We start from the raw sequence: 22,782 nt of genomic DNA, 5'->3' as shown, positions 1-22,782 counted from the left end.
ATATCGCCAGCCGCCCGGTCACTCTCACCCTCCGGGGCGCGTGTCGGTCAGTTGCCCATCAGTACTGCAGCACAGTACGCACCCGGCGCAGGTCCAAGACCCCCGGCGCGCCCACATCGATGGACTGGCGGGCCTGCTTCTCGCGAATGTCGGACATGTCGACCTTGCCGGGGGTGAACCCGGTGGCCTCGAAGCGCCGACCGCGCCGCGATTCGGCCTCCACGGCGTTGACCGGCGGCGTGTCGTAGGCGCGGCCCCCCGGATGGGCCACGTGGTAGGTGCAGCCGCCACGCGACATCCCCGAGGCGGTGTCGACGAGCTCGAAGCGCAGCGGGCCGTCCACGGTGATGGTCGGGTGCAGCGCGCTGGGCGGCTGCCAGGCGCGGTAGCGCACACCGCCGACCTGGACGTCGGGATTGTCGGTGGCCAACAGCGGGATCGGATAGCCGTTGCAGGTCACGACGTAGCGCTGCCGGTCGGCGCCGATGAGGCGGACCTGCAGCCGTTCCACCGAGGAGTCGACATAGCGGGCCGTACCGCCGGCGGTGGACTCCTCACCCAGGGTGTTCCACGGCTCGATGGCCCCGCGCAGCTCGATCTCCACACCGTCGAACACGGCGGTGCCCACCCGCGGGAACCGGAACTCGGTGAACGGGTCCAGCCAGCTGGTGTCGAAGTTGATGCCGTAGTGGCGCAGGTCGGCGGCGACCTCGGCGATGTCGTGGATGATGAAGTGCGGCAGCAGGTAGCGGCCGTGCAGGTTGGCGCCGTGCCGGATCAACGGCGCGCGCAGCGGTTCGTCCCAGAACCACGACACCAGCGCGCGCACCAGCAGCGACTGCACCATGGCCATCTGGTAGTGCGGCGGCATTTCGAAGCCGCGCAGCTCCAGCAGGCCCAGCCGGCCCCGCGCACTGTCGGGGCTGTAGAGCTTGTCGATGCAGAACTCGGCGCGGTGGGTGTTGCCGGTGATGTCGGTCAGCAGGTGGCGCAGCGCACGGTCGGTCACCCAGGGTTGTGCGGCCTTGCCCTCGGCCAGCCGGTGGATCTCGGCGAAGGCGATCTCGAGTTCGTAGAGGGCGTCGAGGCGGCCCTCGTCGACCCGCGGTGCCTGCGAGGTGGTGCCGATGAACCGGCCGGAGAACAGGTAGGACAGCGACGGGTGGCGCTGCCAGTAGGTCAGCATCGACACCAGCAGGTCGGGGCGGCGCAGCAGCGGGGATTCGGCCGGGCTGATCCCGCCCAGCGTGATGTGGTTGCCGCCGCCGGTGCCGCCGTGCCCGCCGTCGACATCGAAGGTCTCGGTGGACAGCCGGGCCAGCCGGGCCTGTTCGTAGAGCGTCTCCAGCTGGGTGAGCTGCTCGCCGAAGCTGGCCGTGGGTGCGACGTTGACTTCGATGACCCCGGGGTCTGGGGTGATGGTCATCGAGTCCAGGCGCGGATCCGAGGGCGGACCGTACCCCTCGATCACCACCGGGCAGCCGACGGCCGCCGCGGCGGACTCCACCCGGGCGATCAGATCGATGAAGTGGTCGAGCTCGTCGGTCGGCGGCAGGTAGACGTGGAGGTAGCCGTCGCGGATCTCGGCCACCAGCGCGGTGGTGGGAGCGTCCTCGGTCTCGTCGAGTTCGGCCTCGTCGGCCCGGGGCTCGGCGGCGGTCGCGCCGAGCGGACCCCGCTGCACCAGCGGGTCGCCCGGGTGAGTGCTGCGCGGCGGTTTCCAGCTGATCGAGTTCAGCGGCAGCCGCAGGCCGGCCGGTGAGTCACCGTCCAGCAGCACGAGTCGACCGCGCCGCAGCCGCCAGTTGGCGCTGGCCCAGCCCGAGTCGTCGTCGCGCCGGTGCAGCGGCAGCACGTAGGCGGCGGGCTCGACGACGTCGGTGTCGAGTCGCTGCATCATCCGCGCCCTCGCCTCGGCGCTGTCACGCTCGAGGTCGTCGACGGGGTCGACGGCGCTGCCCGTGGGCATCCGCACCGCCGCCGACAGCCTGGCCAGCGCGTCCTCGTAGGCGGGCCGAACCTGGGTGGCGGGCAGGTTCAGCCCGGCGGCGATCGCACCGAGCAACCGGGAGCCGACGTCGGGCTCGATCGGGTCCGCCGTCGACGCGCCCGCGGACTCGGTGGGCCACGGGTCGGCCAGCAGTGTCCCGTCGCACCACAGCGGCTCGCCGTCCTTGCGCCAGTACAGCCCGATCTGCCAGCGCGGCAGCGGCTCCCCGGGATACCACTTGCCCTGGCTGCGCTGCACCAGTCCCGTGGGGGCCCACACGCTCTTCAGCCGGGCGGCCAGCGCCGAGGCCCGTTGCCGCTTGTGCGGCCCGTCGGCATCGGTGTTCCACTCGGGGTCCACCTGGTTGTCGACGGAGACGAACGTGGGCTCACCGCCCATGGTCAGTCGGACGTCGGCGTCGGCCAGGCGCTTGTCGACCCGCGCACCCAGGTCCACGATCGACGTCCAGGCCGCCTCGGTGTAGGGCAGCGTCACCCGGGGATCCTCGTGCACCCTGGTCACGGTGTTGGAGAAGTCCAGGACGGTTTCTGCGGGACCGGTGGCACCGGTGATCGGCGCCGAGGACGCCGGGTGCGGCGTCGCCGACAGCGGGATGTGGCCCTCGCCGGCGAAGAGCCCCGAGGTGGGGTCCAGACCGATCCACCCCGCGCCCGGGATGTACACCTCGGTCCAGGCGTGCAGGTCGGTGAAATCGGCGGCGGGCCCCGACGGCCCGTCGAGCGCCTCGACGTCGGAGGCCAGCTGGACCAGGTAGCCGGAGACGAACCGGGCGGCCAGACCCATTTCGCGCAGCACCGACACCAGCAGCCACGCGGAGTCGCGGCACGAGCCGATGGCGCTGCGCAGCGTGTAGTCCGGGGTTTGGACGCCGGGCTCCATCCGCACGCTGTAGCCGACGTCGGCGTTGACCGCGCGGTTCAGCGCCACCAGGAAGTCGATGGTGCGGGTGCCGGGGGCCACCGAGAAGTTGCGCACCCATTCGGTGACCAGCTCACCGGGGCCGCTGCCCTCCTCGTCCTCGTCGACGCGGCGCAGATACGGCTTGAGGTCCTCCAGCAGCGCCTTGGGGTAGGTGAACGGGAAGGTCTCGGCCCAGTCCTCGATGAAGAAGTCGAACGGGTTGATGACCTTCAGGTCGGCGATCAGGCCGACGGTGATGCTCAGCCGACGGGTGCGGTTGGGGAACACCAGCCGCGCCAGGAAGTTGCCGAACGCATCCTGCTGCCAGTTGATGAAGTGGTCGGCGGGCTCGACCTCCAGCGAATAGGCCTCGATCGGGGTGCGGGAGTGCGGCGCCGGGCGCAGGCGAACGACGTGTGGATAGATTTCGACCAGCCGGTCGAAGGTGTAGCTGGTGCGATGCTCCAGCGCCACTTTGATTCCCATAGGGACAGATCCCATCACAACGGACAGACGATCGCATCGCACGAGTTCAGCGGCGCGTCACGGGGCACCGGGTGATCGATCCCGCGGCGTCGGCGGGCCGGCGTCAACCGCGGGTGTGCTCCGCCGGGGCGTTCCCGGGCGGGGTGCTCTTGACCAACCGCATGCCCAGTTCGTCCAACGGCACCTGGTGGCCCTCGTCGCAGACGATCTGGACCCGGGCCTCGGCCCCGCATCCGCGGTGGGTCAGCCTCAGCCTGCCGTTGTTGGGCAGGTGCGAGCGGCCCCACTGGAACATCGACCACACCACCGGCATGAAGTCCACGCCGGCCTGGGTCAGCACGTACTCGTCGCGCACCCGCTGTCCCGGCTCGCGGTAGGGCTGCTTGCACAACAGTCCGGCGTCGACCAGTTCGGCCAGCCGCGCCGAGGTGGCGGCCTTGGTGATGCCGACGCGCCGCGCGAAGTCGTCGAACCGGGTGGTGCCGTAGTAGGCCTCCCGCATGATGAGCATCGCCGACTTGGTGCCCGCCACGGCCATGGTTTTCTCGATCGGGCATTCGCCGACCGCCGACCAGGCGTCCCGGTCGGTCAGCGGCCCCTGCAGGACCCCCGCCGGATGCGACATGTAATCCGCCTCACTTCTGCGTTGTTCTGACTATACCTAGCTGTACCCAGGTGGTATATCTGAGTACAGATAACAATACTCAGTGCTGAGTGTCTGGAGGACAGCAATGGCCAGTTCGAGCGTCGGTTACTCCGACCGCGATGCCGTCATCGTCGCCGCCGTGCGTACGCCCGTCGGCAAGGGCAAGCCCGGCGGCGCCCTGCACGGCGTGCTGCCGGCCGACCTGCTGGCACACAGCCTGCGCGAGGTCGTACACCGCGCCGGCGTGGACCCGGGCCAGGTCGACGACGTCATCGCGGGCGCGGTCACGCAGGTCGGCGACCAGGCCGTCAACATCGCCCGCAACGCGCTGCTGGGCGCGGGCTTCCCCGAGACGGTGCCCGGCACCACCGTGGACCGCCAGTGCGGCAGCAGCCAGCAGGCCATCAGCTTCGCCGCCCAGGGGGTCCTGGCCGGCGCCTACGACGTCGTCATCGCCGCCGGGGTGGAGTCGATGAGCCGGGTCCCGATGGGCTCCTCGGTGCTGCCCGGCTCGGATCCGTTCGGCGCGGGCATGGCCGGACGCTACCCCGAGGGGCTGGTCCCCCAGGGCGTCAGCGCCGAGCTGATCGCGGCGAAGTGGGACCTGTCGCGCACCGAACTCGACGAGTTCTCCGCCGCCAGCCACGAGAAGGCCGCCGCGGCGACCAAGGAGGGCCGGTTCGACGACGAGGTGGCCCCGATCGCCGGCCTGTCCGTCGACGAGGGCATCCGGCCCGGCACCACCGTCGAGACCCTGGCCGGCCTGCGGCCCGCTTTCCGCGACGAGGCCCTGGGGGCACGGTTTCCGCAGATCGGTTGGCGGATCACCCCCGGCAACTCGTCGCCGCTGTCCGACGGCAGTGCGGCGGTGATGATCGCCAGCGGTGCGGCCGCCCGCCGCCTGGGCCTGCAGCCGTTGGCCCGCATCCACACCACCGCCGTGGTGGGGTCGGACCCGCTGTACATGCTCACCGGCGTGATCCCGGCCACCGGCAAGGTGCTGGCCCGTTCGGGGCTGAGCCTCGCCGACATCGACCTGTTCGAGGTCAACGAGGCGTTCGCACCGGTGGTGCTGTCCTGGGCCCGCGACACCGGAGCCGATCTGGAACGCACCAACGTCAACGGCGGCGCCGTCGCGCTGGGCCACCCGCTGGGGGCCAGCGGCACGCGCATCATGACCACCCTGGTCAACGCGCTGCGGCAGCGTGACGGGCGCTACGGGCTGCAGACCATGTGCGAAGGCGGCGGCATGGCCAACGCCACCATCATCGAACGTCTCTAGCGGCGGTCACACGCCAGTCAGGTGCACGGAATCCCGTGCGGTCCGCCGATCCAGTGCCCCGGCGGCGACTGCCACGGGCATAGCTTCTGCACCTGGCCCGGAGCCGGTTTCGCATCCACCCAGTGGCTCCCCGGCCCCCAGGGATCCCAGGGCAGGTGATCGTCGGCCTGGGCCGTGCCGACACCGAGACCCAGCAGCGCGGCACCGAGCGCCGCGGCGACCGTCGACGCCCCGGCGATCCTCTTGAGCTTCACAGCGGTCTCCTCTCACCCTCGCGGGCAGTCGCCCACCCCGGCGCGGAAGTACCTGCTGGCACCCGCGCCGGCGATGACGAAGCCGATCGACCCCGACCAGCTTCCTTACTACCCTCGGTCCGGGGGATGTCAAACCCGAGAGCCGGCGCGGCTAACACCGGGTCAGCTCGAACAACGGGTCAGCTCGAACAACGGGATCACCCGGGTGGTCTTCGATCGATACTCGGCGAACGCCGGCGCCACCTCGGTGATGCGGGGATACAGCGCGTCACGTTCGGCGGCGGGCAGTTCGCGGGCGGTGACGTCATAGACCGCGATGCCCGCCGGGGTGGCCACCTCGACGTGCGCGCGTGGGTCGGCGCGCAGGTTGTGCACCCAGGCGGGGTCCTTGGGCGCACCGGCGTAGGAGCCGATGATGAGCATCCTGCCGTCGATCGTCAGATGGGCCAGCGGCGAGAGCCGCGCCCGGCCCGACCGGGCGCCGGTGGTGTGCAACAGCAGCAGGCTCGCCCCCTCGAACCGGCCGCCCACCCGGCCCCCGTTCCCACGGAACTCGGCGACGATGGCGTCGTTGAAGCTATTGGGCGATGCGGTATCCGATGACGTCACACCTACTGTGACTGCTCCGGGCGCGCATCTATTCCGGATTCCTTGCGCTGCTGTTCGGTGATCGGGGCCGGCGCCTCGGTCAGCGGGTCGACCCCGCCGCCGGTCTTCGGGAACGCGATGACCTCGCGGATCGACTCCTCGCCGGCCAGCAGCGCGGTGATGCGGTCCCAGCCGAACGCGATCCCGCCGTGCGGAGGCGCCCCGAACATGAAGGCGTCCAACAGGAATCCGAACTTCTCCTGGGCTTCGTCGTGATCGATGCCCATCATCGCGAACACTCGTTCCTGCACGTCGCGCCGGTGGATGCGGATCGACCCCCCGCCGATCTCGTTGCCGTTGCACACGATGTCGTAGGCGTCGGCCAACGCCGAACCGGGATCGGTGTCGAACGTCGACTCCGATGCCGGCTTGGGCGCGGTGAACGCATGGTGGACCGCCGTCCACGCACCAGAACCGACCGCGACGTCACCGGAGGCGGTGGCCTCGTCGGCCGGTTCGAACAACGGCCAGTCCACCACCCAGGTCAGCGCCCACGCGTCGGGATCGATCATGTCGAGGCGTTTGGCGACCTCGATGCGGGTGGCGCCCAGCAGGGCGCGCGCGGACTTGGCGGGCCCCGCCGAGAAGAACACGCAGTCCCCGGGTGCGGCGCCCACGTGGGCGGGAAGCCCGGCACGCTCGGCGTCGGACAGGTTCTTGGCGACCGGCCCGCCCAGGGTGCCGTCCTCGTTCACCAGGACGTAGGCCAGCCCCTTGTGGCCGCGCTGCTTGGCGAAGTCCTGCCAACCGTCCAGTGTGCGGCGGGGCTGCGACGCGCCGCCGGGCATGACCACCGCGCCCACGTAGGGGGCCTGGAAGACCCGGAACGGGGTCTCGGAGAAGTAGTCGGTGCACTCCACCAGCTCCAGACCGAACCGCAGGTCGGGCTTGTCGGTGCCGAACCGGCGCATCGCGTCGGCATAGCTGATCCGCGGCAGCGGCAGGGTCAGCTCGTGGCCGATCAGCGCCCACAGCGCCTTGAGCACCTGCTCGGACACCGCGATGACGTCGTCGGCGTCGACGAAACTCATCTCCATGTCCAGCTGGGTGAACTCGGGCTGGCGGTCGGCGCGGAAGTCCTCGTCTCGGTAGCACCGCGCGATCTGGTAGTAGCGTTCCATGCCCGCCACCATGAGCAGCTGCTTGAACAGCTGGGGACTCTGCGGCAGAGCGTAGAAGGAACCCGGCTGCAGCCGGGCGGGCACCAGGAAGTCCCGCGCCCCCTCCGGAGTCGAGCGGGTCAGCGTCGGGGTCTCGATCTCGAGGAAATCGTGCTCGGCCAGCACGGCGCGCGCCGCGGCGTTGACCTTGGACCGCAGCCGGATCGCGTTGCCCGGCCCCTCCCGGCGCAGGTCGAGGTAGCGGTACTTGAGCCGGGCCTCCTCGCCCGCGGTCTCGTCGAGCTGGAACGGCAGCGGCGCACTGTCGCCCAGCACCGTCAACCTAGTGGCGTTGACCTCGATGTCACCGGTGGCGATCTCGGGGTTGGCGTTGCCCTCCGGGCGGGTCTCCACGACCCCCTCGACGGCGACGCAGAACTCGGCGCGCAACCGGTGGGCCTGGGCCAGGAACTCGCCTTCCTCGAGGCCCTCACGGAACACCACCTGGGCCACACCGGTGGCGTCGCGAAGGTCGATGAAGATGACGCCGCCGTGATCACGCCGGCGCGCCACCCATCCGGCCAGAGTCACTGTCTGGCCGGCGTCGGTGGCGCGCAGCGAACCGGCGGTGCGGGTGCGCAGCAACGAGAACTCCTCTTCGCGGGGGCGGGATCGACTGATCAGTGTAAAGGGGCCGGTGCAGCGGCCCGACCGTGCCGATCACCCGGTGAACACATGCCATAAAGTGTCTAGTGACCAACGGAGGACGAGATGGCCACATGGCACCCCTGTGAACGCGTCGACCTGGGCTTCATCGACAGCGCGCCGTACCGCTTCGTCAGCACCGTCGACCTGGCCATCACCCCGGAGCAGCTCTTCGAGGTGCTCTGCGACGCCGAGTCCTGGCCGCGGTGGGCCACGGTGATCACCAACGTGACCTGGACCAGCCCCCTGCCCCGCGGCGTGGGAACCACCCGCACCGTCGACATGCGCGGCCGGATCACCGGCGACGAGGAGTTTCTGGCCTGGGAACCCTTCTCCCACATGGCGTTTCGGTTCAACCGGGCCACCACCGGAAGTGTCGCGGCCTTCGCCGAGGACTACCGGGTGCGCGAGACGCCGAGCGGTTGTCACCTGACCTGGGTGATGGCGCTGAAACCCCGCGGGACGGCCGGCGGCATCGGCATGTTCCTGGGCCGGCCCGTAATGGCCTGGCTGTTCCAGCGCTTCCTGCACAACCTGCGCCGCTACACCGACGAACGGTTCGCCGGCGATTCTCCGGCGATTTCGCCGTAGCCGCGGGCCGAGCCGGCCGGCGCATGCCGGTCGGCTAGCTGCTCAGCCCCTCCCAGGCCGTGCGGCGCACCGAGTCCGGGTCCTGCACCGTCACGTCGCGCGTGGTGCGGATGATCCGGGTGGCGCGGCGCACACCGTCATAGCGTGGCCAGTCCGGAAGCGGCTGGGAATCGGTGGCGAAATGCAGCCAGGTGCGCTGCATCCGGCGCCCCACCGACGGCGGTACCGCACGCCCCAGCGGGTGCAGCTTGCGCCCCAGGAACGAGCCGTAGCTGTGCTGGATGTGCACGATCTCGCTGCCGTGGGTGGCACCCAGGCCCAGCGCCCGCAACGTCCAGGTGGCGTGGTCGAAACGGTATACGTAGGTCGGGGCGAGCGCGCTGTAGGCATCGGCGAACGCCCAGGTGGGCGCCCCGAACATGGCGTCGGAGCCGATGGCGATCAGGGTCCGCCGCCGCGGATAGCCCGGATAGGCCGCCAACACCCGTTCCTGCTCCTCGGCCCCGCCGTGGCGCGCGAAGAAGCTCTCGATGATGGGCTGTGTCGTGGGCAGCATCGGCGGTTTCGACCAGGCGAACATCGACGCCTCGTGGCTGTTGGTGCCGACGATCAGCGGCGTCGGCGAGACCGCCGCCTCGCGCGCGGCCTCGATGGGGTGGTACGGCAGCAGGTCTACCCCGTATGTCAGGCCGTAGGCCAGTGTCGGTGTGGTCGCCACGCTGCGCAGCTGCAGCAGACCCGCGGCGCGGCGCAGCCGCCGCTGCGGCAGCTCCTTGAGCTCCTCGGGGCGCGCGCGCACTTCCGCCAGGAAGCGTTGCGCCTGCTCGGCCCTGCTGTCGTAGTCGGCGATCAGCGGCAGCGCCGGGCTCTGTGCGATGGCCCGGTGAAACAGACCGCGGGCCGCCGGGCTGGCCAACAGGGCCAGCACCGAGGTGGCCCCGGCGGACTCCCCGAAGACGGTGACCCGGCCCGGGTCGCCGCCGAACGAGGCGATGTTCTCCTGCACCCAGCGCAGCGCGGCCAACTGGTCGCGCAGACACAGGTTGTCGTCGAATCCCTCGCCCAGTGAGCCGAGCTCGAAACCGCCGAACACCCCGATGCGGTAGGTGACGTTAACGACCACCACCCCGCCGTTGGCGGCCAGCCGGGAGCCGTTGTAGAGCTGCAGCTGCCCGGCGCCGTAGACGAAGGCCCCGCCGGGCACCCAGACCATGACCGGAAGCGAACCAGCCGGGTCGGGTGACCACACAGTGACCGTCAGGCAGGCTTCGTCGCGGATCTTGGGGTCGTCGCGCCCGCCGCCCACGAAGGAGCGGCCCTGCGGCGGAAGCGGGCCGTGTTCGATCGCGTCGCGCACCCCAGTCCAGGGCCGCGGCGGGGCCGGTGCCAGAAACCTGCGCTGACCCAGCGGCTGTTCGGCATAGGGGATCCCACGCCAGACGGCGACCCCGCCCTCGGTCGTGCCCCGCAGGACGCCGGAGGGCGTGTGCACCGTCCGCGCATCCTCGACAACGGCGGCCACCCCTGAATGGTATGTGCAAAGCTGTACCGGTCGGGGAACCGGCCCGCCGGCCGGGGACCGGATCAGGACGCGGACGGAGAACACCGATGACCTTCAACGAAGGGATGCGGATCGACACCAGCACCACGTCGACCAGCGGCGGTGGCGGCTTCCGCGGCGGGCGCGGGGTGGCGATCGGCGGCGGCGTCGGCGGCCTGGTGATCCTGCTGGTCGCGCTCTTCTTCGGGGTCGACCCCGGTGACGTGATGAACCAGCAGGGCGTCGAGCCCCCCGGGACGCAGGCGGGCCAGCAGACGGGGGCCTTCGACGTCAGCCAGTGCCGTACCGGCAAGGACGCCAACGAGATCCTCGAATGCCGGATCATCGCCACCGGCAACTCCGTCGACGGGGTCTGGAGCCAACTGCTGCCCGGCTACACCCGTCCCGGTCTGCGGCTGTTCAAGGGTCAGGTGAACACCGCGTGCGGTCCGGCGACCACCGAGGTCGGGCCGTTCTACTGCCCCGGTGACCAGACCGCCTACTTCGACACCGATTTCTTCGCCGTCCTGCAGGATCAGTTCGGCTCCAGTGGCGGGCCGCTGGCCCAGGAGTATGTGGTCGCCCACGAGTACGGTCATCACGTGCAGAATCTGCTCGGTGACCTCGCCAAGGCTCAGCGCGGACCGCAGGGCGCCGACGGCAACAGCGTGCGCACCGAACTCCAGGCCGACTGCTACGCCGGGGTGTGGGCCCACTACGCCGCCATCACCAAGCAACCGGGAACCGATGTGACATTTCTGGAACCGCTGAGCGACAAGGACATCCAGGACGCGCTGTCGGCGGCGTCTTCGGTCGGCGACGACCGCATCCAGCGGGAGGCGACGGGGCGGGTCAACCCCGAATCGTGGACCCACGGCTCCTCGGCCCAGCGCCAGCACTGGTTCACCGTCGGCTATCAGAGCGGCGATCCCGAACAATGCGACACCTACCGCGCCGCGAATCTTGGCTAGGGCACGGACAGCGGTAGACGCCGTCGCCGAGCGCTACCTGGACACATTGGCCGAACTGGATCCCTGCGCAGCAACCGAACTCGGCATCGTCGGCCGCGACACCGACTACAACCGTGAACTGACCGACTACTCCCCCGCCGGTGTCGCCGCGCGCGCCGACGCCGCCCGCGCCGCCCTGCGCGAGCTGGACCGCACCGGGCCCGCCGACGACGTGGACGTCGTGACCGTGGCCGCCATGCGCGAGCGCCTCGGCGTCGCGGTGGAGCTGCACGAGGCCGGCCTGGATCTCGGCGAGCTCAACGTGATCGCCTCGCCGCTGCAGACGATGCGCGACGTGTTCGATCTGATGGCCACCGACACCGACGACGACTGGGCTGTGGTCGCCGCGCGGCTGGCCCGGGTACCGGCCCGGGTGGACGGCTACGTCGCGGCACTGCGCGGCCGCGACGAATACCGGCTTTTCTCACGGGCGTTCCTGGGCAGCCGGATCGACCTGGACGAAACCTACGACTGGGGCCTGCAACAGCTGCATAAGATCGTGGCCGAACAGGAGTCGATCGCCGCCCGGCGCTACCCCGGCGCCACCGTCGCCGAGGCACTGCGGCGCCTGGACTCCGAACCGAGCTACGTCGTCGTGGGCACCGAGGCCCTGCAGCATTGGATGCAGGACCTCTCCGACCGCGCCGTGGCCGCGCTGGCCCGTGACCACTTCGACATCCCGGACCAGTTGCAGCGACTGGAATGCCGGATCGCGCCGACCCAGACCGGCGGCATCTACTACACCGGGCCGTCCGAGGACTTCAGCCGCCCCGGCCGGATGTGGTGGTCGGTGCCGCCGGGCGTGGAGACCTTCCACACCTGGCGGGAGACCACCACCGTCTTCCACGAGGGAGTGCCGGGCCACCACCTGCAGATCGGCCGTGCGGTGATGCTCGCCGACCGACTCAACCGCTGGCGGCGGCTGGCCTGCTGGGTGTCCGGTCACGGCGAGGGCTGGGCGCTGTACGCCGAACGACTGATGGCCGAGCTCGGCTGGCTCGACGATGACGGTGCACGAATGGGAATGCTTGACGCACAACGCTTCCGGGCAGCCCGGGTCGTCATCGACATCGGCCTGCACACCCGCAAGACGGCCCCCGACGGCGGGACCTGGGACGCCGCGCGCGCCTGGGAGTTCCTGACCACGCATTCGGCCATGGCCGAGGACAACCTGCGCTTCGAACTGGACCGCTACCTGGGCTGGCCCGGTCAGGCGCCCTCCTACGCGGTGGGCCAACGGATCTGGCGCGGCCTGCGCGACGAGGTCGTGGGTGCCGGGATGGGCCTGAAGGAGTTCCACGCCCGGGCCCTCGACCTCGGCGGCCTGCCGTTGGACGTCCTGATCTCCGTGATGACGCCGCGGGGGCCGGCGACGGCGTAGCGCCCGGGCACGCCCGTCGCCGCCGGCCGGGCTCAGAGCCTGGACTGGGCGGCGATGGAGGTGTCGGAGGTGCGTAGCGGTCGGATCAGCCCCTCCTGCGCGAACGACGCGATCAGGGCCCCCTCCTCGGTGTGGACGGTGCCGCGCACGTAGGACATCCCCGCACCGACCTGGGTGCTCTCATGCGAGTACAACAGCCAGCCTTCCCAGCTCACCGGCTCGTGGAAGCTGACGGTGACGGTCATCGGCGCCGTCGACACCGTCAGGTGCGCCTGGCTGGTCCCGATACCCTCGTGGGCCCGCATTGTCGTCGAAATACCAAGGTGCCCAGTGAAATATGCCACGAGCGCCTTGGCCAGATCCTCCCGCTCCGGGATCGGTTCGTAGTGCAGCCAGGCGTGCAGTTCCGGCGGGCCGACCTCGTCGGGACTGTTGACGTCGACGACGTCGACCACCCGGACCTGACGCCCCGTCATCGGCATGTCCGAGACGAAGGCGTCACCGGGCGCGGCGACCTGAGGACGCGCGAGATGGTGGGCGATGACGTCCGCGGTCGGCACGTCGGCCAGTGCGGTGACGGTGATGCAGCGTTTGCCGTTCTGCAGCGCGGTGACCACCGCCGTGGCGGTCGAACGCCCCTCGTGGGCGACGTCGATGACCAGCTCGACGGGGGCACCGACCATTACCGCGCGGCTGAAGACCGCGTGCACCGAGCGCACCGACTTGTCCGGAAACCGCTTGGCGAGCGCGACGATGGACTGCGCCAGCACCTGGGTGCCCTCCACCACCTGACGTTCGTCCTCGCCGGCCGGACCGGTCTCGGCGGCGAACCGGTCCTCGCCGATCGGCGAGACATCGAACAGGTCCAGCAGACTCTGTACGGTCCAGACGGACTGGTTTGATTCGGTGGTCACACTCGTTCCCCTTCTGGTCTGACGACTTTGATTACCGTGTCCGCGAATTCGGCCAGGGTCTCTGGCGCCGCGAAGTCGGCGAACCACACATAGAAGCGCCGCACGCCCTTGTCGGCCAGCGCACCGAAGTGCCGCACCAGTTCGTCGGCGTCGCCGCACACCAGTCCCGATCCCAGATGCCCGAAACGGCGGGTACTGACGTCGGTCACCTGGTCTCGGTCGGCGCCCCTGGCCACCAGTGCCACCATCTGCTGCATCGACACCTTCGCCGGGCCCACCTCGGGCAGCAGCGAATCGAGCTTGTCGAGCTGATGCGAGGGGATGTTCCACCAGTCCGCGTATTCGCGGGCCAACCGCAGCGTCGTCCTGCCGGTCCCACCCAGCACCAGCGGAATGCGTTGAGACGGCTGCGGTTGCTGGGACTCCTCGGCCGGGCCCTCACAACCCCAGTAGCGCCGGATCGCGACGACGTCCGCGGCCAGCCTGCGGGCGCGGGCCTTCGCATCGTCCCCGTCGGCGATCCCGAACCGGGCGAACTCGGCTGGCCAGGAACCCGAGCCCAGTCCGAGTTCGAATCGGCCACCCGAACACTCGGCCAACGTCACCGCCTGCTTGGCCAGCACCGCCGGATGCCGGAACGCGTCGCACAACACGAGGTGCCCGATCCGCAGCCGTTCGGTGTGCGCGGCCACCCACGTCGCGACAGTCATTGCCTCCCAGATGCTTTGGTGGGTGGCGCCGGGAGGCTCGAGGTGGTCGATGAATGCGATGCCGTCGAAGCCGGCGGCCTCCGCGCCGCGAGCGCGCACGAGGACGTCATCGATGCCCATTCGCACCTGCGGCAGGAACAGGAACCACTCGACGGCCATGGGTCCAAGACAGTAGCGCTCGGGGTAACCCTTGCGCTAGACGCTCGCACAGCACGGCGATCGAGCGGTACCCTCGTGCACCGAAGCGCGGGGGTCACCCGCGCGCGAGTGTCAGGGGTGCGCCATGTCCAAGCCCAGCGGAGCCGGTTCGCGGCAGCCGCAGGGGGATTCCGCGCCCGAGTCCGCCAAGACGCGATCCGAGGCGCGCGCGCAGAGCTTCATGCGCTCGGCGCTGGCGATCCTCGGCGAGACCGGCCGCACCGATTTCACCGTGCTGGAGGTCGTGGAGCGGTCCAAGACCTCGCTGCGGGCGTTCTACCAGCACTTCGCCACCAAGGACGAACTGCTGCTGGCCCTGGTCGCCAAGATCATGGTCGACGCCACCGACCGCTGGCGCGCCGAGACCACGGGGCTGTCCAGCGGCGCCGCGCTGCGCCGGCTGATCGACCGGATCGGCGCGCCCGCGGAGTCGACCACCCAGGACAGCATCAACCGCGGCCTGACCTACTACAACGACCACCTGCTGGAGACCCGGCCCAAGGAGTTCGCCCGGGTGCTGGCGCCGCTGCACGGCCTGGTCGTCGACATCCTGCGCCGGGGTATCGCCGAGGGTGAGTTCCGCGCCGACCTCGACGTCGCGACCGATGCCGCGATCCTCATGCAGACCGTGTTGGGCGCCCTGCGACTACGGGAGCTCGGCGCCGAGCTCAACGGGGTTCCCATCGACAGCGCCCACCTGTACGCCTTCTGCGTCCGCGGGATCCACAAAAACTAGCCCTGAACTGGTCGTATAACGAGCGCCCTGCGGCTCTGGCGTGTCGCCGACCCGCCGTGGTAATGTCATTACCACTGAAGCGGTAATGCCGTTACCGCGTGATGTCACACGACGTATCAGGAGGCACAACATGCCCTCACGCCACCTCGACTATCCGGTGTTCGACGCGGATAACCACTTCTACGAGCCCAAGGAAGCCCTGACCCAGTTCCTGCCGGAGCACCGCAAGGGCGTCATCGACTACATCGACGTGCACGGACGCACCAAGATCGTGGTGCGCAACCACATCAGCGACTACATCCCCAACCCCACCTTCGAGGTGGTCGCGCGTCCCGGCGCCCAGGAGGAGTACTTCAAGCACGGCAGCGGCGGCAAGAGCTACCGCGAGGTGATGGGCAAGCCGATGAAGGCCATCCCCGCGTTCCGCAATCCCGAGGCCCGCCTCGAGGTGCTCGACAGCCTGGGCCTGGACTACACCATCATGTTCCCGACGCTGGCCAGCCTGGTCGAGGAGCGCATGAAGGACGATCCGGATCTGATCCTCGACATCATCCACGCGCTCAACCAGTGGATGTACGAGACCTGGCAGTTCGACTACCAGGGCCGCATCTTCTCCACGCCGGTGATCAACCTCAGCGTCGTCGACCGCGCCCTGGAAGAGCTCGAGTGGTGCCTGGAACGCGGCGCCAAGACGGTGCTGGTGCGTCCGGCCCCGGTGCCCGGCTACCGCGGCACCCGCTCGCTGGGCCTGCCCGAATTCGACCCCTTCTGGGATGCCTGCGTCAAGGCCGGGATCCCGGTCTGCATGCACGCCTCGGACAGCGGCTACGCCCAGTACCTCAACGACTGGGAGCCCGCCGACGAGTTCCTGCCGTTCAAGCCCACGGCGTTCCGGATGGTCGCGATGGGCAAGCGCCCGATCGAGGACACCATGGCCGCCCTGGTCTGCCACGGCGCGCTGACCCGCAATCCGGACCTGCGCATCCTGTCGATCGAGAACGGCGCGTCCTGGGTTCCCTACCTGTTCTACCAGTTCAAAGACGTCTTCATGAAGATGCCGCAGGAGTTCCCCGAGGACCCGATCGAGGCGTTCAAGCGCGGCGTGTACGTGGCGCCGTTCTGGGAGGACGATTTCAAGAAAATGGGCGACCTGATCGGCATGGACCGGATCATCTTCGGTTCAGACTGGCCGCACCCGGAGGGCCTGGCCGACCCGGTCAAGCTCGTCGACGACCTGCAGGCTCAGGGCCTCAACGAAGAGGAACAGCGAAAGGTCATGGGCGGCAACCTTGTCGATCTGTTCAAGGTCCCCAACAAGGCCGTCCACAAGCCCGACGTGCCCGAGCTCGTCCTCGCCTGACCGACCACTCACCCTCGCGCGGGGGGCCTGCCGGAACACCGACACGCCCCCCGCGGGAGGGTCTTTAGCGTGAAGAGGCTTTACTGAACTCATGACCGACGCCGACTCCCCCGAGCAGATCCTGTTCGCGTCCACGACCCAGTCGTTCCTGGGCAAGGAAGCCTCTCTGAGCCGCGTTCGCGAACTGCACTCCGAGGGAACGTCTTTCGAACCCGAGTGGTGGTCCAGGGCGGCAGAGCTGGGCTGGGCGAGCCTGCTGGTTCCCGAGGAGCTCGGCGGTGGCAGCGTATCCGGAGACGGGGTCGCCGACCTGGCGCTGGTGGCCGGGCTCATCGGCCGCACCGTCGCCCCGGGGCCGCTGCATCCGGTCAGCACCGTGCTGGCCGGGCTCGCCGATGCCGACAACGCCAAGACACACCTGCCGACCATCGAGGCGCTGGTGTCGGGCGAGGTCGTCGCATCGTGGGCGGTCTACGAACCGAACCGGCGGTGGGCACCGCTGGAGGCCGCCGTGACGGCCACGCCGACCGGGTCCGGATATCGCATCGACGGAGTCAAGGACCGCGTCGAAGCCGGCGCCGAGAGCTCGGTGCTGCTGGTCACCGCCGATACCGGCGACGGGATCGGGCAGTTCCTGGTCGGCACCGACGCCTCCGGCGTCACCGTCGAGCCGCAGCGCTCGATCGACATGGTCAAGCGCTACGCACGGGTGCATTTCAACGGTGTCGAGGTCGACGCGTCCGCTCTCGTCGGCAGCCCCGGGCAGACCCCGGCGCTGATCGATCGCCAGACCCAGATCGCCCAGGTGCTGCAATGCGCCGAGTCGGTCGGGATCTTCGAGACCGTCTTCGCGATGACGGTGCAGTGGGCCCACGATCGACATACGTTCGGCCGGCCCCTGGCGTCCTACCAGGCGCTCAAGCACAAGTTCGCCGACATGAAGATGTGGCTGGAGGCGTGTCGGGCCACCACCACGGCGGCGGTCGCCGCGGTGGGTCAGCGCACCGCCGATGCCGACCTGACCGTGAGCATCGCCAAGTCCTATGTGGGCGAGTACACACCGGTGGCATTGCAGCAGTGCGTGCAGCTGCACGGCGGCATCGGCGTCACCTGGGAGCACGACCTGCACCTCTACCTGCGCCGAATCGCGCTGTATCGCTCGATGTTCGGTACACCCGAAGAACACAATGCCGCCGTGTTCCGCCGCAGCTACGAATTGGAAGGTGTCTGATGACCGAGACGACTCCGGCCCCCGCCGAGATCACGGAATCGGTCGCCGAATTCGCGGCGAGGGCACGGGCGTGGCTCGCCGACAACATGCCGCGCATCGACCCGGAGAACCCGCCGTTCGCCGACCGTGGCGGCGAGCCCTCCTGGCTGCGGGCCCGTGAACTCCAGAAACTGTTGTGGGAAGGCGGGTTCGCCGGCATCTGCTTCCCGCGGGAGTACGGCGGCCTCGGCCTCCCGCTCGAGTACCAGAGGGCGTTCGACGTCGAATCCGCCAAGTACGAGATGCCGCTGATCCTCAATACCCCCAGTCTCACCATCTGCGCGGCGACCATCCTGGATATGGGAAGCGAAGAACAGAAGCGCGCGCGCATCGGCGCCGCGCTGCGGGGCGACGAGGTCCTGGTGCAGCTGCTGTCGGAGCCCAACGGCGGCTCCGACCTGGCCGGGGTGATCACCCGGGCCGACCGGCAGGGCGACACCTGGGTGATCAACGGCGCCAAGACGTGGAGTACCAGCGCGTTCGCGGGTGACTACGGTCTGATGCTGGCCCGCACCGACTGGACGGTGCCCAAGCACGAGGGCCTGACCATGTTCCTGGTGCCGATCAAGAGCCCCGGGATCACCATGCGGCGAATCAAGCAGGTGGATGGTTCCGAGGAGTTCTGCGAGGAGTTCTTCGACGGCCTCGTGCTCGGCGACGACGCTGTGGTCGGCGAGGTCAACGGGGGCTGGGCGGTCGCCTCGCGCCAGCTCTATCACGAGCGCCGCGCGGTCGGCGGCGGCTCGGAGTTCGCCAGTGGGGCCGGCGCCGAGAACGAGTCGGAGAATCCGGCGGACTTCGCGGCGCTGGCCGTGGCGACCGGGCAGGCCGGTGATCCGCGGGTGCAGGAACTGGCCGGGCGGGCGCTGGTCCATCGCGCGGTCCGCGACCAACTCAACGAGCACGTGTTCCACGCCGTCAACAACGGTTCGCTGCCGCCGACGGGTGGAACACTGATCCGGCTGTTTCACGCCGTGCAGACCGAGCTTGAGGTCGACACCGCGCTGGCGATCGCCGGCACCGCAGGGGTCGTCGACGAGGGCAACGGTCTGATCGGCGTGGGCGAACGCTATCTGTCCCGCCAGACCGCGTCGCTGGGCGGCGGTAGCACCGAGATGGCGCGCAACGTGATCAGCGAGCGGGTGCTGGGCTTCCCCCGCGAGTACGCCGCCGACCGCGGCGTGCCGTTCAATCAGGTGAAACGCGGTCGCTGAAGCGGGCCCGGCAGCTCGGATCGCGCCCCCGGATCGCGCCGTCGCACTCGCCAGGGTCGCACTCGCTAGGGTAGGGCTCGTTCTTACCCACCGCGACACCCACCGCGACACCTACCGCAACGATGCGAGGGAGTACCCCATGACCGCCACCGATGTCTCACCCGCGCTGGCCGCCTCACAGGGTTCGTGGCGGGCCGTGCAGGCCCACGACCGCGCGGCCTGGCTGGCCCTGATGGCCGACGATGTCGTCATCGAGGATCCCATCGGCAAGGCCGTCACCAATCCCGACGGCACCGGCGTCCGCGGTAAGGAGGCCGTCGCGGCGTTCTACGACACCAATATCGCCCACAACAATCTCCGCATCACCTGTGAGGAGACCTTTCCGTCCAGCTCGCCCGACGAGGTGGCCCATATCCTGGTGTTGCGCAGCGCATTCGAGGGTGGCCTGCGCAGCACGGTACGAGGCGTGTTCACGTATCGGGTCAACGACGAGGGACTGATCGCCAACATGCGCGGCTACTGGAACCTGGACGTGATGGAGTTCAGCCAGGACGCTCAAGGCTGAGCGCACGCCTGATCGGGCGGGACCTGAGCCGGATCAGAACAACGTCGCCTGCTCCACCATGGGGCCCGGCTCGGCGTCTGCCGGAAGCGGACCGCGGTCATGGGCCGGGACCGGCAGGGCCGGCGTCCGCTGCCCACCGGCGAGGCCGTGGGCGGCCAGCAGGGGCACCACCCTGCGGCGCAACGTGTCGCGGTAGTCGGCGGGCAGGTAGGCACCTCGGCGGTACAACCGGCGGTAGCTGCCGACCAGGTCCGGATGGGTCCGGGCCAGCCAGGACATGAACCACCCCCGGGTGGACCCGCGCAGATGCAGGCCGAACACCGTCGCGCCCGATCCCCCGGCGGCGGCGATGCGACCCAGCAGGGCGTCGAGGTGCTCGGGCGAGTCGGTCAGATAGGGCAGCACCGGCGCCACCATCACGTGACAGCCCAGCCCGGCCTCGCGGACCGCCGAGATCAATCCGAGCCGGGCCTCCGGGCTCGGCGTGCCCGGCTCCACCGTGCGGTGCAGATCGGCATCGGCGACGGCCAGCGACACCGCGACGGACACCGGCACCCGCTCGGCCGCCCGGGCCAGCAGCGGCAGGTCCCGCCGCAGCAGGGTCCCCTTGGTGAGAATCGACAAGGGCGTGCCGGACCCGGCCAGCGCCTCGATGATGCCGGGCATCAGCGCATAGCGGCCTTCGGCCCGCTGATAGGGGTCGGTGTTGGTGCCCAGCGCAACCGTCTCACGTTGCCAGGACGGGCGCCGGAGTTCGCGCCGGAGCACCTCGACCACGTTCGTCTTGACCACCACCTGGGTGTCGAAGTCCGTTCCACAGTCCAGGTCCAGGTACTCGTGGGTGGGCCGGGCGAAGCAGTAGCGGCAGGCGTGGGAGCACCCCCGGTATCCGTTGACGGTGTAGCGGAACGGCAGCGCGGCCGACGCCGGGATCTTGTTCAGCGCCGACTTGCACAGCACTTCGTGGAAGGTCATGCCCTCGAATTGCGGGGTGCGCACACTGCGCACGAATCCGACGCGGGCCAACCCGGGTAGCGCTCCGTCGTCGACGTCGAGACTCTGGCCGGCCCAGCGCATGATCGATTCGAACATACGTTCGCAGGGTGGTCAAGTGAGATTCGTATGTCGCTCGTCATGCAAATTTGTATGATGGGCATCATGCGAAGGCGATCGACCGTCCGCGCCGCCAACAAGCGCGCCTCCCGTGAACGCATCCTCGACGTCGCGGCGCAGCGGCTGCGCCTGAAGGGCCTCGACGGCACGGCCATCGCCCCGGTGATGGCCGAGGCCGGATTGACCCACGGGGCGTTCTACGCCCATTTCGCCAGTAAGGACCAGCTCACCGGCGCGGCCTTCGCCCACGCCCTGGACGCCGGGCGCGCCCGCTGGATCACCCCCCGCCGGGGGGAATCCTGGCGATCTCGGCTGCACGCGCTCGCCGAGCGGTACCTGACCTCCGAGCACCGCGACGATCGCGCGAACGGCTGCGGGTTCGCGGCGCTCGGTTCGGAGGCAGCCCACGCCAGCGAGGAGTTTCGAGCCGGGTTCGAGCGCGAGCTGCGGACCTCGCTGGCCGCGATCTGCGGGGACCCCGACGGCACACACACCGACGAGTCACACACCGACACACACACCGATGACGCCATCGCCCTGATGGCCGTCTGCGTCGGTGGGCTGGCCCTGGCGCGGGCCGTGCCCGACGAGGAGTTCTCCACGCGCATCCTGCGGGTTGCGCGTCAGGCCGCCGCGACACTCGCGGAGGCATCCACCACCGAGGAGGATCGATGACCGGTTCGGCGCCGTACGGCACGCTCAAGTACAAGACCGTCGCCGGCAAGCAGATGGCCTATGTCGACGAGGGCGAAGGCGACGCGATCGTCTTCGCGCACGGCAACCCGACATCGTCGTACCTGTGGCGAAACGTGATGCCACATCTGCAGGGCCACGGCAGGCTGGTGGCCTGCGACCTGATCGGGATGGGCGCCTCCGACAAGCTCGACGACTCCGGGCCCGACCGCTACCACTACACCGAACAGCGCGACTACCTGTTCGCGCTGTGGGACTCCCTCGACCTCGGGGACCGGGTGGTGCTGGTCCTGCACGACTGGGGTTCGGCGCTGGGGTTCGAGTGGGCCCGGCACAACCCGGACCGGGTCCAGGGCATCGCCTACATGGAGGCGATCGTGATGCCGATCGAATGGTCGGACTTTCCCGAGCCGGTGCGGCCGGTGTTCGAGGGCTTCCGGTCACCGGCCGGCGAATCGATGGTGCTGGAGGACAACCTGTTCGTCGAGGCGATCCTGCCCGGTTCGGTGCTGCGGACCCTCGACGAGGCCGAGATGGACCACTATCGCCGGCCCTTCCGCAACGCGGGTGAGGACCGTCGTCCCACCCTGTCCTGGCCGCGCGACATCCCGATCGCGGGCGAACCGGCGGAGGTGGTCGAGATCGTGGCCGACTACGGCGGCTGGCTGGCCGGAAGCGACGTGCCCAAGCTGCTCGTCAACGCCGAGCCCGGCGCCATCCTCAACGGCCGGGCCCTCGACTTCGTGCGGACCTGGCCCAATCAGACCGAGGTCACGGTCGCGGGCTCACACTTCATCCAGGAGGACTCCGCCGACGAGATCGGCGCGGCACTGGCGCAGTTCGTCAGTGGCCTGCGCACGGGGTGACACACGCGGGCGGCATCGCCGGCGCGAGGCGCAACCGTTACCGGCCGCGCCGCTCGGTCACCACTGCCCCAGCTGGCACTGCAGGTTGTACGGCCCGTCCTGCTGCACGGCGATCTGACCGTCGATCGCGATCTCACAGTGCGGGTTGGGTGCCGCCTGGCCGCCGTGGGTCGTGCTGCTCACCGTGAGGATCGCCCACTGCGGGTCGGCCAGCGTGGTGTTGACCACCCACGGGGCGCCGGGAACCACGGTGACCGACTCCCGCTTCACGTAGGAATACGGGTCGGCGTTGTAGGCGTCCTTGCTGGGCGGCTGGGCCGTCAGATAGAAGAGGTCGAATTCCGCGGGGCCCGCGGTGGTGATCGTGTACGTCACCTGCTGACCGTCCGGCTCGGCATGGGCGGTCGCCTGACCGACCGTCGCCGACGCGGCGGCCACCATCAGTGACGCCCCGACCGCCGCGCCTACCTTGCGTGTCGCTGTTCCCATGTCAGTCATATCCGCCGACGCTACCGGAACGTTACAGTCGCCTCCGCCGGACACCGAAGCTGTTTGCCGAGCCGGCATCGGGGGTTTGCCAGAACCGCGA

Annotated in this window: 21 protein-coding genes; 11 read left to right on the top strand and 10 right to left on the bottom strand. The window is 69.6% G+C overall.

The features are described from left to right. Positions 1 to 58: 58 nt before the first annotated feature. Together CSR00_RS09035 and CSR00_RS09030 are read right to left on the bottom strand one after the other, a co-directional pair. Positions 59 to 3,397: a transglutaminase family protein gene (locus CSR00_RS09035; RefSeq protein ID WP_099022055.1), complete on the bottom strand. Its 3,339-nt coding sequence runs from the start codon at positions 3,395 to 3,397 to the stop codon at positions 59 to 61. 103 nt (positions 3,398 to 3,500) lie between these two features. Continuing rightward, complete coding sequence (locus tag CSR00_RS09030; protein ID WP_099022054.1) at positions 3,501 to 4,022, bottom strand: winged helix-turn-helix transcriptional regulator; 522 nt, start codon at positions 4,020 to 4,022, stop codon at positions 3,501 to 3,503. A 106-nt stretch (positions 4,023 to 4,128) separates the two neighbouring features. Here CSR00_RS09030 and CSR00_RS09025 point away from each other — a divergent pair, with 106 nt between their 5' ends. After that, on the top strand, positions 4,129 to 5,325 hold the full coding sequence (locus CSR00_RS09025) for a thiolase family protein (protein ID WP_099022053.1): 1,197 nt from the start codon (positions 4,129 to 4,131) through the stop codon (positions 5,323 to 5,325). 17 nt (positions 5,326 to 5,342) lie between these two features. Here the strand turns inward: CSR00_RS09025 and CSR00_RS09020 are convergent, their stop codons facing one another. The 3 genes from CSR00_RS09020 to aspS form a co-directional block, all read right to left on the bottom strand. Next, positions 5,343 to 5,579 (bottom strand): hypothetical protein, encoded by a 237-nt coding sequence (locus CSR00_RS09020; protein WP_099022052.1) that lies wholly within the window; start codon positions 5,577 to 5,579, stop codon positions 5,343 to 5,345. A gap of 162 nt (positions 5,580 to 5,741) precedes the next feature. Then, positions 5,742 to 6,188: a nitroreductase/quinone reductase family protein gene (locus CSR00_RS09015; RefSeq protein WP_099022051.1), complete on the bottom strand. Its 447-nt coding sequence runs from the start codon at positions 6,186 to 6,188 to the stop codon at positions 5,742 to 5,744. Positions 6,189 to 6,190: 2 nt separating this feature from the next. After that, positions 6,191 to 7,972 carry an aspartate--tRNA ligase gene (gene aspS, locus CSR00_RS09010; RefSeq protein WP_099022050.1) on the bottom strand — a complete coding sequence of 594 codons (1,782 nt, stop codon included), beginning with the start codon at positions 7,970 to 7,972 and terminating at the stop codon, positions 6,191 to 6,193. 126 nt (positions 7,973 to 8,098) lie between these two features. On the opposite strand from aspS, the gene CSR00_RS09005 reads away from it, so the two are divergent. Then, positions 8,099 to 8,623 carry an SRPBCC family protein gene (locus tag CSR00_RS09005; RefSeq protein ID WP_099022049.1) on the top strand — a complete coding sequence of 175 codons (525 nt, stop codon included), beginning with the start codon at positions 8,099 to 8,101 and terminating at the stop codon, positions 8,621 to 8,623. 34 nt (positions 8,624 to 8,657) lie between these two features. Here CSR00_RS09005 and CSR00_RS09000 read toward each other — a convergent pair whose 3' ends face one another. Then, positions 8,658 to 10,145: a carboxylesterase/lipase family protein gene (locus CSR00_RS09000; protein WP_099022048.1), complete on the bottom strand. Its 1,488-nt coding sequence runs from the start codon at positions 10,143 to 10,145 to the stop codon at positions 8,658 to 8,660. A gap of 86 nt (positions 10,146 to 10,231) precedes the next feature. On the opposite strand from CSR00_RS09000, the gene ypfJ reads away from it, so the two are divergent. Both ypfJ and CSR00_RS08990 read left to right on the top strand, forming a co-directional pair. Continuing rightward, a complete protein-coding gene (gene ypfJ / locus CSR00_RS08995; protein WP_099022047.1) occupies positions 10,232 to 11,134 on the top strand; it encodes a KPN_02809 family neutral zinc metallopeptidase in 903 nt (300 codons plus the stop codon). Then, on the top strand, positions 11,127 to 12,554 hold the full coding sequence (locus CSR00_RS08990; RefSeq protein ID WP_099022046.1) for a DUF885 domain-containing protein: 1,428 nt from the start codon (positions 11,127 to 11,129) through the stop codon (positions 12,552 to 12,554). The genes ypfJ and CSR00_RS08990 overlap by 8 nt, the downstream gene beginning before the upstream one ends. Positions 12,555 to 12,586: 32 nt before the next feature. Here the strand turns inward: CSR00_RS08990 and CSR00_RS08985 are convergent, their stop codons facing one another. Next, complete coding sequence (locus tag CSR00_RS08985; protein WP_099022045.1) at positions 12,587 to 13,468, bottom strand: acyl-CoA thioesterase; 882 nt, start codon at positions 13,466 to 13,468, stop codon at positions 12,587 to 12,589. Next, entirely contained in the window at positions 13,465 to 14,337 is an 873-nt protein-coding gene (locus CSR00_RS08980) for an LLM class flavin-dependent oxidoreductase (protein ID WP_099022044.1), read from the bottom strand. The genes CSR00_RS08985 and CSR00_RS08980 overlap by 4 nt, the downstream gene beginning before the upstream one ends. 220 nt (positions 14,338 to 14,557) lie before the next feature. On the opposite strand from CSR00_RS08980, the gene CSR00_RS08975 reads away from it, so the two are divergent. The 5 genes from CSR00_RS08975 (at position 14,558) to CSR00_RS08955 (ending at position 19,521) form a co-directional block, all read left to right on the top strand. Further along, entirely contained in the window at positions 14,558 to 15,112 is a 555-nt protein-coding gene (locus CSR00_RS08975) for a TetR/AcrR family transcriptional regulator (RefSeq protein ID WP_245905913.1), read from the top strand. Between the two features lie 130 nt (positions 15,113 to 15,242). Then, positions 15,243 to 16,472, top strand: a complete 1,230-nt coding sequence (locus CSR00_RS08970) for an amidohydrolase family protein (protein ID WP_099022042.1) — start codon at positions 15,243 to 15,245, stop codon at positions 16,470 to 16,472. A gap of 91 nt (positions 16,473 to 16,563) precedes the next feature. Continuing rightward, the gene (locus tag CSR00_RS08965) at positions 16,564 to 17,703 is read left to right on the top strand and encodes an acyl-CoA dehydrogenase family protein (protein WP_099022041.1); all 1,140 of its coding nucleotides are present in this window, start codon (positions 16,564 to 16,566) and stop codon (positions 17,701 to 17,703) included. Next, a complete protein-coding gene (locus CSR00_RS08960) occupies positions 17,703 to 18,956 on the top strand; it encodes an acyl-CoA dehydrogenase family protein (RefSeq protein ID WP_099022040.1) in 1,254 nt (417 codons plus the stop codon). Before CSR00_RS08965 ends, CSR00_RS08960 begins: the two co-directional genes overlap by 1 nt. A 139-nt stretch (positions 18,957 to 19,095) precedes the next feature. Further along, the gene (locus CSR00_RS08955; protein ID WP_099022039.1) at positions 19,096 to 19,521 is read left to right on the top strand and encodes a nuclear transport factor 2 family protein; all 426 of its coding nucleotides are present in this window, start codon (positions 19,096 to 19,098) and stop codon (positions 19,519 to 19,521) included. A 33-nt stretch (positions 19,522 to 19,554) separates the two neighbouring features. Here the strand turns inward: CSR00_RS08955 and CSR00_RS08950 are convergent, their stop codons facing one another. Beyond that, positions 19,555 to 20,598, bottom strand: a complete 1,044-nt coding sequence (locus CSR00_RS08950) for an Rv2578c family radical SAM protein (protein ID WP_099022095.1) — start codon at positions 20,596 to 20,598, stop codon at positions 19,555 to 19,557. An 81-nt stretch (positions 20,599 to 20,679) separates the two neighbouring features. Between CSR00_RS08950 and CSR00_RS08945 the strand changes: the two genes are divergently transcribed. Both CSR00_RS08945 and CSR00_RS08940 read left to right on the top strand, forming a co-directional pair. Then, positions 20,680 to 21,309, top strand: coding sequence for a TetR/AcrR family transcriptional regulator (locus CSR00_RS08945; RefSeq protein WP_176561975.1), 630 nt, complete (start codon positions 20,680 to 20,682; stop codon positions 21,307 to 21,309). Next, complete coding sequence (locus CSR00_RS08940) at positions 21,306 to 22,193, top strand: haloalkane dehalogenase (RefSeq protein ID WP_099022037.1); 888 nt, start codon at positions 21,306 to 21,308, stop codon at positions 22,191 to 22,193. Before CSR00_RS08945 ends, CSR00_RS08940 begins: the two co-directional genes overlap by 4 nt. A gap of 57 nt (positions 22,194 to 22,250) precedes the next feature. Here the strand turns inward: CSR00_RS08940 and CSR00_RS08935 are convergent, their stop codons facing one another. Then, positions 22,251 to 22,691: an Rv2576c family protein gene (locus tag CSR00_RS08935; protein ID WP_099022036.1), complete on the bottom strand. Its 441-nt coding sequence runs from the start codon at positions 22,689 to 22,691 to the stop codon at positions 22,251 to 22,253. Positions 22,692 to 22,782 lie beyond the last annotated feature (91 nt).

It is taken from the genome of Mycolicibacterium palauense, from assembly GCF_002592005.1.
Classification (GTDB): Bacteria; Actinomycetota; Actinomycetes; order Mycobacteriales; family Mycobacteriaceae; genus Mycobacterium; species Mycobacterium palauense.
The sequence above is the reverse complement of the archived record's forward strand: the minus strand, read 5'-3'. Positions and strand labels throughout refer to the sequence as shown.